The organism is Mesorhizobium sp. ESP-6-4 (genome assembly GCF_020164735.1).
Taxonomy (GTDB): domain Bacteria; phylum Pseudomonadota; class Alphaproteobacteria; order Rhizobiales; family Rhizobiaceae; genus Mesorhizobium.
Genome location: NZ_JAIUGS010000002.1, coordinates 486,417 through 500,281, shown reverse-complemented (window position 1 = coordinate 500,281; position 13,865 = coordinate 486,417). Strand labels below are relative to the sequence as shown.

At 64.3% G+C, this 13,865-nt stretch carries 18 protein-coding genes and 1 pseudogene; 8 read left to right on the top strand and 11 right to left on the bottom strand.

Annotation, left to right across the window (positions count from 1 at the left end):
* Positions 1-56: 56 nt before the first annotated feature.
* The 3 genes from LB523_RS06265 (at position 57) to groL (ending at position 3,101) form a co-directional block, all read left to right on the top strand.
* Positions 57-857: a class I SAM-dependent methyltransferase gene (locus tag LB523_RS06265; protein ID WP_224601531.1), complete on the top strand. Its 801-nt coding sequence runs from the start codon at positions 57-59 to the stop codon at positions 855-857.
* Positions 858-1,085: 228 nt separating this feature from the next.
* Positions 1,086-1,382, top strand: a complete 297-nt coding sequence (groES, locus tag LB523_RS06260; RefSeq protein ID WP_010915433.1) for a co-chaperone GroES — start codon at positions 1,086-1,088, stop codon at positions 1,380-1,382.
* A 63-nt stretch (positions 1,383-1,445) separates the two neighbouring features.
* Positions 1,446-3,101, top strand: coding sequence for a chaperonin GroEL (gene groL / locus LB523_RS06255; protein WP_224601529.1), 1,656 nt, complete (start codon positions 1,446-1,448; stop codon positions 3,099-3,101).
* A gap of 80 nt (positions 3,102-3,181) precedes the next feature.
* Here the strand turns inward: groL and LB523_RS06250 are convergent, their stop codons facing one another.
* Positions 3,182-3,790, bottom strand: coding sequence for a TetR/AcrR family transcriptional regulator (locus tag LB523_RS06250; protein WP_224601527.1), 609 nt, complete (start codon positions 3,788-3,790; stop codon positions 3,182-3,184).
* Between the two features lie 114 nt (positions 3,791-3,904).
* On the opposite strand from LB523_RS06250, the gene LB523_RS06245 reads away from it, so the two are divergent.
* The 3 genes from LB523_RS06245 to LB523_RS06235 are packed head-to-tail and all read left to right on the top strand — an operon-like array spanning position 3,905 to position 5,793.
* A complete protein-coding gene (locus LB523_RS06245; RefSeq protein ID WP_224601525.1) occupies positions 3,905-4,915 on the top strand; it encodes a zinc-dependent alcohol dehydrogenase family protein in 1,011 nt (336 codons plus the stop codon).
* Positions 4,916-4,952: 37 nt separating this feature from the next.
* Positions 4,953-5,387 (top strand): OsmC family protein, encoded by a 435-nt coding sequence (locus LB523_RS06240; protein ID WP_224601523.1) that lies wholly within the window; start codon positions 4,953-4,955, stop codon positions 5,385-5,387.
* A 19-nt stretch (positions 5,388-5,406) separates the two neighbouring features.
* Entirely contained in the window at positions 5,407-5,793 is a 387-nt protein-coding gene (locus tag LB523_RS06235) for a nuclear transport factor 2 family protein (RefSeq protein WP_224601521.1), read from the top strand.
* Here the strand turns inward: LB523_RS06235 and LB523_RS06230 are convergent.
* From LB523_RS06230 to LB523_RS06200, 7 genes are all read right to left on the bottom strand, one after another.
* Positions 5,790-6,188: a RidA family protein gene (locus LB523_RS06230; protein ID WP_224601518.1), complete on the bottom strand. Its 399-nt coding sequence runs from the start codon at positions 6,186-6,188 to the stop codon at positions 5,790-5,792. The genes LB523_RS06235 and LB523_RS06230 overlap by 4 nt on opposite strands.
* A gap of 119 nt (positions 6,189-6,307) precedes the next feature.
* Positions 6,308-6,919, bottom strand: a complete 612-nt coding sequence (locus tag LB523_RS06225; RefSeq protein WP_140840792.1) for a LysE family translocator — start codon at positions 6,917-6,919, stop codon at positions 6,308-6,310.
* A gap of 100 nt (positions 6,920-7,019) precedes the next feature.
* Positions 7,020-7,358, bottom strand: coding sequence for a YkgJ family cysteine cluster protein (locus tag LB523_RS06220; RefSeq protein WP_140841072.1), 339 nt, complete (start codon positions 7,356-7,358; stop codon positions 7,020-7,022).
* A gap of 44 nt (positions 7,359-7,402) precedes the next feature.
* Complete coding sequence (locus LB523_RS06215) at positions 7,403-7,561, bottom strand: hypothetical protein (protein ID WP_181174749.1); 159 nt, start codon at positions 7,559-7,561, stop codon at positions 7,403-7,405.
* Between the two features lies 1 nt (position 7,562).
* A complete protein-coding gene (locus tag LB523_RS06210) occupies positions 7,563-7,970 on the bottom strand; it encodes a hypothetical protein (protein ID WP_224637330.1) in 408 nt (135 codons plus the stop codon).
* Positions 7,971-8,340: 370 nt separating this feature from the next.
* Positions 8,341-9,096, bottom strand: a complete 756-nt coding sequence (locus tag LB523_RS06205) for an SDR family NAD(P)-dependent oxidoreductase (RefSeq protein WP_224601515.1) — start codon at positions 9,094-9,096, stop codon at positions 8,341-8,343.
* 105 nt (positions 9,097-9,201) lie between these two features.
* Positions 9,202-9,861 carry a glutathione S-transferase family protein gene (locus LB523_RS06200; protein ID WP_224601512.1) on the bottom strand — a complete coding sequence of 220 codons (660 nt, stop codon included), beginning with the start codon at positions 9,859-9,861 and terminating at the stop codon, positions 9,202-9,204.
* 164 nt (positions 9,862-10,025) lie between these two features.
* On the opposite strand from LB523_RS06200, the pseudogene LB523_RS06195 reads away from it, so the two are divergent.
* Positions 10,026-10,160: pseudogene (locus LB523_RS06195) on the top strand (CsbD family protein).
* 76 nt (positions 10,161-10,236) lie between these two features.
* Here LB523_RS06195 and LB523_RS06190 read toward each other — a convergent pair.
* Entirely contained in the window at positions 10,237-11,361 is a 1,125-nt protein-coding gene (locus LB523_RS06190; RefSeq protein WP_224601510.1) for a metallophosphoesterase, read from the bottom strand.
* A gap of 50 nt (positions 11,362-11,411) precedes the next feature.
* On the bottom strand, positions 11,412-12,059 hold the full coding sequence (locus LB523_RS06185; protein WP_224601509.1) for a TetR/AcrR family transcriptional regulator: 648 nt from the start codon (positions 12,057-12,059) through the stop codon (positions 11,412-11,414).
* 225 nt (positions 12,060-12,284) lie between these two features.
* Here LB523_RS06185 and LB523_RS06180 point away from each other — a divergent pair, with 225 nt between their 5' ends.
* Entirely contained in the window at positions 12,285-13,043 is a 759-nt protein-coding gene (locus LB523_RS06180) for an NIPSNAP family protein (RefSeq protein ID WP_224601507.1), read from the top strand.
* Here LB523_RS06180 and LB523_RS06175 read toward each other — a convergent pair whose 3' ends face one another.
* Positions 13,044-13,865, bottom strand: a complete 822-nt coding sequence (locus tag LB523_RS06175) for an alpha/beta fold hydrolase (protein ID WP_224601505.1) — start codon at positions 13,863-13,865, stop codon at positions 13,044-13,046. It abuts the gene before it with no gap.

Genomic DNA, 13,865 nt, shown 5'->3' with positions numbered 1-13,865 from the left:
ATCATGCGCCTTCGATTATGCGACGAACACAATGCCCTAACCGATACAGGGTTTGCATGACCGAGCACTGGAATGCAATTCGCAAGCACTGGCAGTTGTTCGGCTCGCCGCTGCGGCCGCCGGCTCAGGTGGTCGAGGCCTACGAACGTGAGCTCGAGCTTTCGCAATCGCACGTCGTCATGCTCGGCGTGACGCCCGAGCTCGCCGGGCTCGGCGCCACGATGACGGCGGTCGACGAGTCTCCCGACATGATTGCCGGCATCTGGCCGGGCGACACCGATATGCGCAAGGCGGTGCAGGGCGACTGGTTCGACTTGCCGTTTCCCGGCGCGAGCATCGAAGCGCTGATCGGCGATGGATGTCTCTCCGTCATCGGCGCCGCTGACCTCAGACGCACGCTGTTCGCGTCGATTGCGCGTTCACTCAAATCCGTCGGCCGTGCCGCCATCAGGCTTTATGCTTCCCCCGGAACTCCAGACGACCCGAAGGATGTCCGCGCCCTGGCGTTGAGCGGCGGCGTCTCGACCTTCCATGAACTCAAATGGCGCGTGGCAATGACCGCCATCGGCGGAGCGCCTGATTACACGATACCGGTGAGGGGCATCCTCGAACAATTCGACAGGATGTTTCCCGACCGCGAGGAGCTGTCGGCTCGAACCGGGTGGGAGCTGCCGACCATCGGGACCATCGACGTCTACCGGAACTCGTCCGTCGTCTACAGCTTCGCCCCGGCGGCAGCGCTGATCAAGGAAGCCCAGACCTTCTTCGATGACGTCCGGCTGGCCTCGACCGGCACATACGGGCTCGCAGAACGCTGCCCGTTGCTGGTGCTGCGTTCGCCGAGGCGCCTGGACTGACGGGCGGGTTGCTCGTCGGCGCCTCGCGATGGCCGGTGCATTTCGGCCTTGCGTCTCGCACGAGAAAAATTTCGCGCCGCTGCCCCGTTGCGCGCGCCTTGACTCCGGCAACCCAGCGGCCTATCTCAGCGCCACGTTAGCACTCGCCTTTGGTGAGTGCTAACTTATATCCGGCGGCCTCGCCGGATGGAGGAACAGTTCTCACCGTTCTCATTCGAGGAAGAAAACATGGCAAAGTCCAAGTTCCGCCCGCTTCATGACCGCGTGGTCGTTCGCCGGGTCGAATCCGAATCCAAGACCGCCGGCGGGATCATCATCCCGGATACGGCGAAGGAGAAGCCGCAGGAAGGCGAGATCATCGCCGTCGGCTCCGGTGCCCGCGACGAAAGCGGCAAGCTCGTGCCGCTGGACGTCAAGGCCGGCGACCGCATCCTGTTCGGCAAGTGGTCGGGCACTGAAGTCAAGCTCAATGGCGAAGACCTTCTGATCATGAAGGAATCCGACATCATGGGCATCATCGGCTGATCATCGGCCTCACCTGAATCTTCATCTTCGGGCTCTTCCCGAGCCCCTGCCAGGAGCTAAAACATGGCTGCCAAAGACGTAAAATTCTCCCGCGATGCCCGTGAGCGCATGCTGCGCGGTGTCAACATCCTCGCCGACGCGGTGAAGGTCACCCTCGGCCCCAAGGGCCGCAACGTCGTCATCGACAAGTCGTTCGGCGCCCCGCGCATCACCAAGGACGGCGTCACCGTCGCCAAGGAAATCGAGCTTGAGGACAAGTTCGAGAACATGGGCGCCCAGATGGTCCGCGAAGTCGCTTCGAAGACCAACGACATCGCCGGCGACGGCACCACGACCGCAACGGTCCTGGCGCAGTCGATCGTCCAGGAAGGCCACAAGGCGGTCGCCGCCGGCATGAACCCGATGGACCTGAAGCGCGGCATCGACCTCGCCGTCACCGAAGTCGTCACGGCGCTCGGCAAGGCCGCCAAGAAGATCAAGACTTCCGAGGAAGTCGCCCAGGTCGGCACGATCTCGGCCAATGGCGACGAGTCGGTCGGCAAGATGATCGCGGAAGCGATGCAGAAGGTCGGCAACGAAGGCGTCATCACCGTCGAGGAAGCCAAGACCGCCGAAACCGAGCTGGAAGTCGTGGAAGGCATGCAGTTCGACCGCGGCTACCTGTCGCCCTACTTCGTCACCAACGCTGACAAGATGGTCGCCGATCTCGAGGACGCCTACATCCTGCTGCACGAGAAGAAGCTCTCCAACCTGCAGGCCATGCTGCCGGTCCTGGAAGCCGTCGTCCAGACCTCGAAGCCGCTGCTCATCATCTCGGAAGACGTCGAAGGCGAGGCCCTGGCCACGCTGGTCGTCAACAAGCTGCGCGGCGGCCTGAAGATCGCCGCCGTCAAGGCGCCGGGCTTCGGCGACCGCCGCAAGGCCATGCTGGAAGACATCGCCATCCTCACCGGTGGCCAGGTCATCTCGGAAGACCTCGGCATCAAGCTCGAGAATGTCGGCCTCAACATGCTCGGCCGCGCCAAGAAGGTGTCGATCTCCAAGGAGAACACCACCATCGTCGACGGCGCCGGCAAGAAGGCCGAGATCCAGGGCCGCGTCGCCCAGATCAAGCAGCAGATCGAGGAGACCACCTCGGACTACGACAAGGAGAAGCTGCAGGAACGTCTGGCGAAGCTCGCCGGCGGCGTTGCCGTGATCCGCGTCGGCGGTGCGACCGAAGTGGAAGTCAAGGAAAAGAAGGACCGCGTCGATGACGCCCTGAACGCGACCCGCGCGGCCGTGGAAGAAGGCATCGTCGCCGGCGGTGGCGTCGCCCTCCTGCGCGCTTCGGGCAACCTCAAGGCCACCGGCGCCAACTCCGACCAGGCCGCCGGCATCAACATCGTGCGTCGCGCGCTGCAGGCTCCGGCCCGCCAGATCGCGGCCAACGCCGGTGCCGAAGCCTCGATCGTCGCTGGCAAGATCCTCGACAACAAGGGCGCGACCTTCGGCTACAACGCCCAGACCGGCGAGTATGGCGACATGATCGCCATGGGCATCGTCGACCCGGTCAAGGTCGTGCGCACGGCTCTCCAGGACGCGGCCTCGGTCGCCGGCCTGCTCGTCACCACCGAAGCCATGATCGCCGAAGCTCCGAAGAAGGAAGCTGCCGGCGGCGGCATGCCTGGCGGCATGGGCGGCGGCGGCATGGGCGGCATGGGCGGCATGGACTTCTAAGAAGTCTGACCCATCACTGATACGGAAAGGGCGCCGAAAGGCGCCCTTTTTGTTTGCATTTGGAAATCAAATCCGAGTCCTCAGGCGGCACTCTCCGCCTGCCGTGCTGCCTTTCCGGCAAGCACCGCCTGCTCGACCAGCGCCGCAACCTCGTCGGCCACCGCCTGGACCGGGGTGCGGTCGCGGGTGGCACGGGCGATCACCATCAGGCCTTCGAGCGAAGATTCGACCAGCAGCGCCAGCGCCTGCGCGCGCCGCTCCGGCACCCCTGCCCGCATGAAAGCCTGGCGCAGCAGCCCGATCCACTGCTCGAAGGCCGAGCGGCAGATTTCAACCAGGTCCGGCACATCGTTCGGCGCGTCGAGCACCACCGGCGCGACCGGACAGCCGAGCGAGAATTCGTTCTCCTCCAGCATGCGTCCGACCGACTGGTAGATGTGGTGGACGGCAACGGCGGGATCGCTTTCCTCCAACAGCGCGGCGCCCAACCGCTCCGTCACGTCGGCGACACTGGCGCGCGTCACCTCGACGACCAGTTGGTCCTTGCCGCCCGGGAAATGGAAATAGAGCGAGCCGCGCGGTGCTGCGCTGGCGCTTAGAATGTCGTTCAGCGACGTGCCGTGATAGCCGCGCTTGCGGATGAGCAGCGCCGTCGCCTCGATCATGCGGGTGCGTGTGTCAGTCGCCACGTCGACCTCTCAAAGTGTCAACCTTTGTCAGGAGCGCGCATTATAGGGCTTGCCCCGATTATGACAATCGGTCTACATAATATGTAAATCGGTCTACATATATCGGAGGCAAAGATGCGGACTTATCGGCTCGATGAATTCGGCGACATCGAGGGGCTGGTCATGCGCAAGGAAGCGCTGCCCAAGCCGGGTGCAAACCAGATCCTGGTACGAGTGCGCGCCGCCTCGCTCAACCGCCGCGACACTATGATCCTCAACGGCACTTATCCTCTGGCACCCCGCGCGGGCATCGTGCCGCTGAGCGACGGTGCCGGCGAAGTCGTGGCCGCCGGCGACGGCGTCACTCGCTTTGCCGTCGGCGACCGCATCACCGGCAGCTATTTCGCGCGCTGGATCGACGGCCGCATCCGTCCGGGCGTGATCGACCAGCTCGGCTGCACACTGGACGGCATGCTCTCAGAATATGCGCTGCTTGACGAGCAATGGGCGGTGCGACTGCCGGACCATCTTTCCTGGCAGGAGGCTGCGACCTTCACCTGCGCCGGGCTGACCGCCTGGAGCGCGCTGACGCACGCCGAGATTCCGAAGCCCGGGCAATGGGTTCTCACCATTGGCTCAGGTGGTGTTGCATTGTTTGCCTTGCAGTTCGCCAAGCTCATGGGCTGCCGTGTGGCCGCTGTCACCTCGCGGGCGGAGAAGACCGACAGGCTGCGGGCGCTCGGCGCCGACCTCGTCGTCGCGGCAGCCGAGACACCGGAATGGGGCATGAAGCTGCGCGAGGCGACCGGCGGCATCGACCTGGTCGTCGAAACCGGCGGCCCGGCGACTTTTGCGCATTCGCTGATCGCCAGCACGCTTCACGGGCGCATCGTGCTGCTCACCGTGCAGGACCGCGACGGCAAGTCGGTCGAAATTCCGGGCGCCGTCTATCAGCGCAGCCTGGTCACCATCGCTCGTCTCTTTGTCGGCAGCCGCAACGGGCTCGAGACGATGCTTGCCGCGGTCGCCACGCACCGGCTGAGACCAATCATCGACAAGGTCTTCCCCTTCGCCGAGGCGCGCGAGGCTTACCGCCATTTCCAGCTGGGCGACGTCTTCGGCAAGGTCGTCATCGACGGCGCGTGATCGCCGCTTTTCCGCAAAACCAGATAGGAGATCAGCCATGACAATCCGCGAAGCCTCCGCCCAATGGCAAGGAACGCTCAAGGAAGGATCCGGCCGGCTGCGGCTGGGCAGCGGCGTTTTCGAAGGCGCCTATTCCTTCCCGTCGCGCTTCGAGAACGGCCCAGGCACCAATCCGGAAGAGCTGATTGCGGCCGCCCATGCCGGCTGCTTTTCGATGGCGCTCACCGCCATTCTCGGCGCCGAAGGCCACACGGCCGAGAGCATCCACACCATCGCCAAGGTGCATCTCGGCGCGACCACGGCCGGGCCGACGATCACCCGCATCGAGCTCGAAACTCAGGCGCGCATCGCCGGCATATCGGCCGAGGATTTCGAGCGGCTGGCGCAAAAGGCCAAGGCGGCCTGTCTCGTCTCGCGCGCGCTGGCGGGCGTCGCCACCATCACGCTCAAGGCGAGCCTCGTAGCTCAATGAAACGACAGGAGAAGATCAAATGACCCATGAACACATCATCGACATCGCCGCGGCCAAACGCTCCGCCGAGACGGCGGAAATCATGCGGCGCTACAACGACGTCTTCCAGCGCCACGACCCTTCGGCACTGAACGAACTGGTGGCGCAGGACTGCGTGATCGAGAACACCACGCCGGCGCCCGACGGCGCCCGCCGCACCGGCAAGGCGGCTTGCGTCGAATTGTGGTCGGCGATCGCTACCGGACCCGATACCCGCTTCGACATCGAAGAGACGTTCGTCGCCGGCGACCGCGCCACGATCCGCTGGCGCTTCTGGATGGCCGACGGCAGGTCGCTGCGCGGCGTCAACCTGATGCGTGTCGCCGATGGGCAAATCGTCGAGGCGATGGGCTATGTGAAAGGCTAGGCGTCGACCACCGCAACCGCATCGACCTCGATCAGATATCCAGGCGACAGGCTGGCCACTCCCAACACGACGTTGGCCGGCTTGTGGTCCCCGAACAGAGCCACGCGGGCGGCATCGATGATCGGGTAATGGTCATCGAGCCGGTAACCGACGACGTAGATCATGATCTTCGCCACGTCGTTCGGACGGGCGCCTGCGGCGGCAATAGCCCGACCGAGATTGGCGAACACCTGGCGCGTTTGAGCCATGAAATCACCTTCGCCGACAAGCTTGCCGTTTAAGTCTTCAGGTTCCTGGCCGGCGATAAATATCAGCCTGCTGCCTTTCGCCACGACGACTTGGCTGTATGTGTCAGGCTTGGGCAGATCCTGGGGATTGATGCACTCAAGCGTCACTGCGATCGCCTTTCTTATTCGGATTTCCGGCCTTACTCGGATTTCTGGATCTCTCGAGCCTCATTAGCCCAAAGCTCCCCCGAGGCGGCATGGGCTATGTAGAGGGCAGGCGCCAAAGGCTACCGATCGGCAAGCGCCAGCTTCGCGCCGAGCATGACGAACGCGGCGGCAAAGCTGCGGCGCATCCATGTCAGCACCTTCGGCCGCGACACGATATGGCTGCGCACCGATGCCGCGAAGACGCCGTAGATGGCGAAGACGACGAACGTCATCAGCATGAAGACGCCGGAGAGCTCCAGCATCTTGGGCAGCGCGTGCGGCTCGGTGGTGCTGACGAATTGTGGCAGGAAGGCAAAGAAGAAGATCGACAGTTTCGGGTTCAGGATGTTGATCAGGATGCCCGAGGTGATCGTTCTGGCGGTCGAGCGCGGCGCGGCGTCCTCGTCGATGCTGAGGCCGCCTTTTTCCTTCAATGTGTTCCAGGCCATGTAGAGCAGATAGGCGACACCGAGATATTTCAGCGTCTCGAAGGCGACGGCGCTTGTGTGCAGCACTGCGGCCAGGCCGGTGATGGCGGCCGCCATATGTGGGATGATGCCAAGCGTGCAGGCGAAGGCCGCGATAATGGAGGCGCGCGCGCCGCGCGAGAGGCCGGCGCCAAGCGTGTAAATGACGCCGGTGCCGGGCGAAGCCACGATGATCAACGACGTCAACAGGAATTCAATGCTCATGGATTTCCTCCGCTGCCCTGCCCGGCGGGAAGGTACCGGGAGGCGTGCAACAGGGCAAGCGGGGCGCTTTTCCTCGCCCCGCGATGCGGGGGCAAGGAAACTAGCTGACCGCCAGCCCATGCGCCGCCCTCGCCATCAGGCAGTCGCCGCCGCCGGGCATGCAGGCCCGGCAGACGTCGGGGCGCAGCTCGTAGATGCCGCAGGCCGTGTGCTTGCCCACCTCGCCGGTGAGCGCCGAGCATCGGCCGCCCTCGCAGCGCATGCCGGACTGGTCGGCCGCTACCAGCTCGGCCGGGATGCGGTCGAGCTGCTCATCCTCCTCGGTCGAAAAGCGCGGCCAGTCCGCCGAGTAGGAGCAGCAGGCGCCGCAGCTCTGACAGTCGAAGACGGCGACCGCGCCGCCATCCTCGTCGACAGACACAGAGGGCTGACCGAGCAGGCCGAGCGGCCCGGCTGTGCGACCGCCGTCCTGCGGCAAGGGCGCTACTTCTTCCTGGTCTTGCGCGGCGGCGCTTCGGCCGGCGACTTGAACAGATCGGTCGCAACCTCTGCGGGCGCATCCGGCTTTGCCGCCGGCTTGGCTGGCTTGGCCGCGGCGGGCGGAGCTGCCGGCTGGTCCTTGGCGGAGAATTTTATGGCCATGTCAGTCCTCGTCAGAAAAGCGCGATGATGGCGCATTCGGATTGCGCAAGCGGCCGATCAGCGCCGAGACCGCCGTGATGTTCATTTCCTCGGGCGACCAGTTCCTGGCGTCCTCGATGTGGTGCGGCGCCAGCTCACGATGCGTGCTGCCGCTGTAGGCGGCATCCTGATAGCTGGTGCGTTGATGGGTCTTGGCGTCTTCCCGTACATACTCGATCAGATAGTTCGGGGCTTCGGCGCGGCCGCGCACGCCAACGCGCACCTGAGCATCGCCATGCGCGCGCTTGCAGCGTTCGAGCCTTTCCAGCACTCGGCGAACATATTCGATCGGCTTGTCGAGGGTGTCGACCATATCGGCGATGGTCGCATCGGCGGCGATCGGCGTAGATGGCACGCGTTTGGCGGCCATCAGCGTGCGCCTGCCGGTTTCGGCAAAGCCTGCCCACATGATTCATTCGAGCTAGCGGTCAAAATCTTCTCCTGCCCGCAGGTTGATGCCGAAATGGCAGAGCGTCTTTCGGCCATGACCACGCACAAAGCAACATTGGCGTCGGATTAAATTGCGGACGTCCGCATCCCTGGCCTTGCAGCATCCTTATCACATCGCGGCGGACGTTGGGGCTATCCGCAAAAAAGGGCAAAAAATTCGTCGGCTGCGGAACCAATGTCGTGGCGGGCCGTTTTCACTCAAGCCGTCAGCAATTCACGAGCAATCGAGAACGGTTGACGGCAAAAGCGCCTCCCGCGCCATAACAAGCGCGAGAGGCGTTTTCTATTGTTCACCGCTCCTGATCGGTCGGACGGATAAGTATCTCGTTGACATTGACCCTCGGCGGCTGGCTGACGGCATAGAAAATCGCGTTCGCAATGTCTTCCGCGGTCAGCGCTTCCATCGTGGCGAGACGGTGTTCGAGTCCGGCCTTGGATTGCACGTTGGTGATATGATCGCCGAGCTCGGTACGCACAAGGCCCGGCTCGACGACGGTGACGCGCACCTTATCGGCATAGACCTCGCGGCGCAGCGATTCCGAAAAAGCCACCACCCCGAACTTTGTCGCCGCATAGCCGCTGGCGCCGGGATTTGCGACCCGGCCGGCGACCGAGGAGACGTTGACGATATGACCCTTTGAAGCCTTCAGGTGCGGCAGCGCCGCCTTGGTGGTCGCCATCAGACCGATAAGGTTGAGCTCGATCATCTGGCGCCAGTCGTCTAGATCGGCTTCGGCCGCAGGAGCAAGCAGCATTACGCCGGCATTGTTGACGAGGATGTCGAGCCGTCCCCATTCGGATACAACCTTGTCGACCATCGCGGTGATGTCGCCGGGCTTGGCGATGTCGGCTTCAATGGCGAGCGCGACGCCATTGCCGTGTTCGATGCGCGCAACCAATGCTTCGAGGCGATCGGCACGACGGGCGGCGACCGCGACTTTCGCGCCGGCCGCGGCAAGGACCACGGCGGTGGCCTCGCCGATGCCGGACGAAGCGCCGGTGACGAGCGCGACTTTGCCCGTGAGTGGTGAATTTGCGGTTGTCATAAGAAATCTCCAGGAGCCCGGCCCGCCCCTTCACATAGGCCGCGCCGCCGGGGCTTGAAGACTCCCATCGGAGCAGTCGACGCAATTTGCCGAGCCGACCCGGGCTCAATCCTGTTCGTGCGGCCCGGGCTCCGGCCAGGGCTCCCTGGCGGCTTCCGCATACCAGTGCCGCATCGCGGGCGTCGCCAAGACCGCGTCGACATAGGCGCGGGTGACGGGCGCCAGTTCGCCGCCATAGGTGTCGAAGCGCGTCACCACCGGCGCATACATGGCATCGGCCGCGGTGAAATGGCCGAACAGGAACGGCCCGCCCTCGCCATATTGCTCGCGGCACTGGCGCCAGATCGCTTCGATCCTCGCCCGCTGCGCCTCGCCCTCGGCATCGAGCGGCTTATGGGATTTCGGCCGGCGCAGGTTCATCGGCCAGCTGTAGCGGACCTCGCGGAAGCCCGAATGCATTTCCGTTGCCACCGAGCGCGCCAGTTGACGGGCGCCGAGATCGGTCGGCCAGAGCCTTTTTTCCGGATAGAGATCGGCCAGATATTCAAGGATGGCAAGCGTTTCCCAGACAATCCTTCCATTGTGATTCAAGACCGGCACGAGGCCGGTCGGCGACACCTTGGCGAGGTTGGCCGCGGTCTCGGGCGTGCGCAGCCGCACGAAGCCTTCCTCAAAAGGGATATCCAGTTGCTTCATCGCCACCCATGGCCGCAGCGACCATGAGGAAAAGCACTTGTTGCCGATATAAAGGGTGAATTCAGTCAAGACCGACCTCTCCTCATGCAGGCTGCGGCCAACCTAGCCGCTTCACCTTCGAGCCGAAAGTCATTGTCGCAACGCCGGCTTGCGGGACCAAAATCTCTGCGTCCGTTTGGCTGCCGGATGCGGTTCTCGCATCCGGCTCCCATCCAGACCCAGGACATGCGCGCATGGTGAACAGGGATCAGGTCGCCGGCATTGCCAAGCAAATGAAGGGTTCGGTCAAGCCGGCGGCCGGCAAGGCCACCGGCAACCGGCTAACCCAGATCTGAAGCGCCGCCGACAAGCTCGCCGGCAAGGTGTAGAAGACCTGTGGCGACGTGGATAAGGTCCGTAAGGTCTTCTGGTTTTGGTCGCAAGAGTCAGCCAGGAGGCGGCCTTTCATGTCTGGAATTGCTTGGCCAAGGCATTGGTGAAGACGATCTCGCCGTGATCGCCGACCGCCTCGCCCAATGCCACATCCATGTTGCCGGCCGTCACCCGCGCCAAGGCGAAGCCCCCTAAAAAGGCGGCCTTCGGCTTGATGATGTCGAGCCCGTCACGCTGGTAGATCATCGGCACTTCGTGCTGGTGGCCGTGGAAGACGGCAATCACATTGTAGCCCTTGATCGCGGTCACCAGCGCCTGGCGGTCGGTCTCGCCCCACCAATGCGGGCGGCCCGAGCCATCGTCATCATAGGTGCGTTTCACGGGATCCCAGCGCTCCGTAGAGAAAGAGTCCCAGCCATAATGCTGGAACAGGATGACCGGCCGGCCGTCCCCGGCATAAGTCGCGAGGTCCTGCTTCAGCCAAGGCAGGCTGCTTGGCGCGCCATGGCCGGTATCGCCGGCGAAGCGGTGCATCTGGACGAGATGCAGGCCGCCCCAGTCCCAGGAATAGCAGTCGGTATCGACGTCGTATTCGGTAGCGGGCACCGGCGGCTTGAAGAACACGCCGGGACGATGGTTGACCTCGACATAATCGCGCAATTCGCGGCGATACCAATCGACGTGCGGCGGCGAGCCGTTCTGGTCGAGATCATGATTGCCGAGCCCGACATAGACCGGGATGTGGATCCGGTCCGGCCCGACACCTTCCTGATAGCGCTTGGAGAACTGCAGAAGCTGCGTGCCTTCGCTAGGCTCGGTGACCTGGCCGCCGCCATCGTCGGTGATATCGCCGCCGGTGACGAGGCCGAGCGGCGTGCCGATGCGGGTGCCGGCCGAATGCAGGCCAGTGGCAACGCCGTCGATCTCGGCCGGCCACTTCTTGTCGGCAATCGCGTTCAAGGCCGCGACGTTGCGCAGAAGTGCTGCATCGGTCTTGCCTTCCTGCAGGCAGTTGGGACTGAGCCCGTTCGCCATGCGGCAGGCATGAATATCGGCGATGAAGAGGAAAGTGGCGTCGATCGGCTGGATGCGCCTGCCGGTCTGGCCGAAGGCGACGCGAGGCAGCGCGCCGGCAGCAGCGAGACCTCCGGCGATGAAGACGCGGCGCGAAACGGTTGCTGGCGAAGAGCGATTCATCGTCACCCGATTAAACAACCTCGGACCGCCTCCCTCTGTCCTGACAGCATTTATCGCAACAGCACCCTGCGGCGTCGTCTCGTTGCCAATCCGCCCGAAGACGGATGCACGCTTTCCAGCCCCCTCAAACACTCGCGCAACACCCCCGCATCCTGCGATGTCTTGGCCATCGACATGGCGCCGGAATAAGCAGCCACTGCAAGCGCGGCGAAGCGGTCGGGATCGGTCCCACCCTCCCCGCCGTCCTGCTGGTCGGCTCGGATCTTGTCGGCGATCGCCCTCCGCCAGCCGGCGAAAATCTTGGCAAGCGCCAGGCGAAACTCGTCGTCGGCCAGCGACAGTTCATGCGCCAGATTGTTGAGCGGGCAGCCGCGGACATAGCCCTGTCGCTCTAGCTCCGCAGCCACCGCCTCGAACACGGCCCGCACGCCTTCGCGGGCCGATGACGCCGCCAGCATCGGGTCGATCCAGGTCTCCTGGACCGCCGCCGCCACTCGTTCCTCGATCACTGCGAGCGCCAGCGCCTTCTTGGTCGGGAAATGGTGGTGCAGCGCGCCGCCGGTGACGCCGGCCGCCGCCATCAGATCGCCAAGGCTCGAGGCGTGATAGCCGCGCGCCTGGAAGGCGCCTTCCGCCACGTCGAGGACGCGCCGGCGCATGCCTTCCGGATCGTTGGTGCGCTTTTTGCCTATCGCCATCTCCGCCTTCTCCCCTTGTGGGAGAAGGTGTCGCCGAAGGCGACGGATGAGGGGTGCTCCAGCTGGCAATGACGGCGATCCGTCACCCACCCCTCATCCGTCTCGGCGCTGCGCGCCGATCCACCTTCTCCCACAAGGGGAGAAGGGAAGAAGATAGCAGATTGACAAAACAGGACAACCGGTCTGTTTATAAACAGGACGATCACCCTGTTTGAGATTCTGGCCATGAACCGATCTTCCCGCCTTGCTTCGCCCGTCGTCGAGCTTCGGCAATACACGCTGAAGTCCGGACAGCGCGAAACGCTGATCGCGCTGTTCGAGCGGGAGCTCGTCGAAACGCAGGAAGCGACGGGCATGACCGTCATCGGACAGTTCCGCGATCTCGACCGCCCCGACATGTTCGTCTGGCTGCGCGGTTTTGAGGACATGGAAACGAGAAAGGACGCGCTGAGCGCCTTCTATGGCGGCCCGGTGTGGGCAGCGCATCGCGATGCCGCCAATGCGACGATGATCGATTCCGACGACGTGTTGCTGCTCAAACCGGCTTGGCGGGGCGCGGGGTTCGACCTGTCAGGGTTGCAGCGGCCGACAGCCACCGAGGCCGAAACCATGAGCAATGGGAGCGGGTTGCCCGGCTTTGTTGAGATTTCGATTCATCATTTGCGACCAGGCACTGAGGCCGGCTTTGCCGAACGCTTCCAGGCTGAGGCGGTTCCGCTGCTTGCGGCAAACGGCGCCCAGCTTCTCGGCGCCTTCGTCAGCGAGCGTTCCGAAAACACATTTCCTCGGCTGCCCGTGCGGGTCGGCGAAAATGTCTTCATCGTCATTACCGGTTTCGACGATGGCGATGCCCACGCGGGCCATCAGGCCGCTCTCGCCGCTTCGCCGGAATGGCAGGTGGTTCGCGAAACCCTGCAAGCTGTTTCGACGAAGCCGACCGAGACGTTGCGCCTGACGCCCACGGCCCGGTCGCTGTTGCGATAGTCACGCTGCCGACAACATGCCGGCTATTGCCTCGGCGACAAAGGCCGGATCTTCCCAATGCGGGTTGTGGCCGCAATCCTGTGCCCACACCAGGCGCGATCCGGCCAGCGCCCCTGCCATCGCCCGCTGATGCGCTTCGCCAAAAAGCGGATCGCGCCCGCCTGCGATGATCAGCGTCGGGGCCTGCACGGCGCGCGCCGCGGCGGTCAGATCGGTGCCACGGACTTCTTCGAGAATGGCGCGCCAGCGCGCTGCGGGAATTGCGGACGCGTCTTTCGCCAGGCCGGCGAGAAAAGCCTGCGGCACGCCCGGCCGGCAGGCATGCCACCAATCATAGAAGGGATCGACCGGCGAGATCGGATCGCGCAACGCCGCGACTTCATCGATCAGTTGGTGATCCTGTTCGAAACCGGGCATCAGCGCGCTTGCCAGGATCACCAGCCCGCCGACCAGTTCCGGATGCCGTGTGGCCAGCGCGATCGACACCATGCCACCCAGTGAATGGCCGACGACGACCGGCCGGTCGAGCCGCAGGCGCTGGATCAGCCCGGCAATGTCGTCAGCAAAATCGGCGACGCCGCAGCCCTCGCCCGCCTGCGAGCCGCCGTGGCCACGCAGGTCCGGTATGATAAGCCGGCGGCCGGGAAGATGCGGCGCCAGCAGCGAGAAGCTTCGGCTGGTGTCGGTGAAGCCGTGAATCAGCAGCAGCGGCGGCTCCGCACCGGCGATCTCGACATAGGCAAGGTCGAGACCGCCGATATCGACGATCCGCTTGCGCCCGGCCCAAGACGCCTGCTCGACCTCCTGATCCGTCAGTTCCAA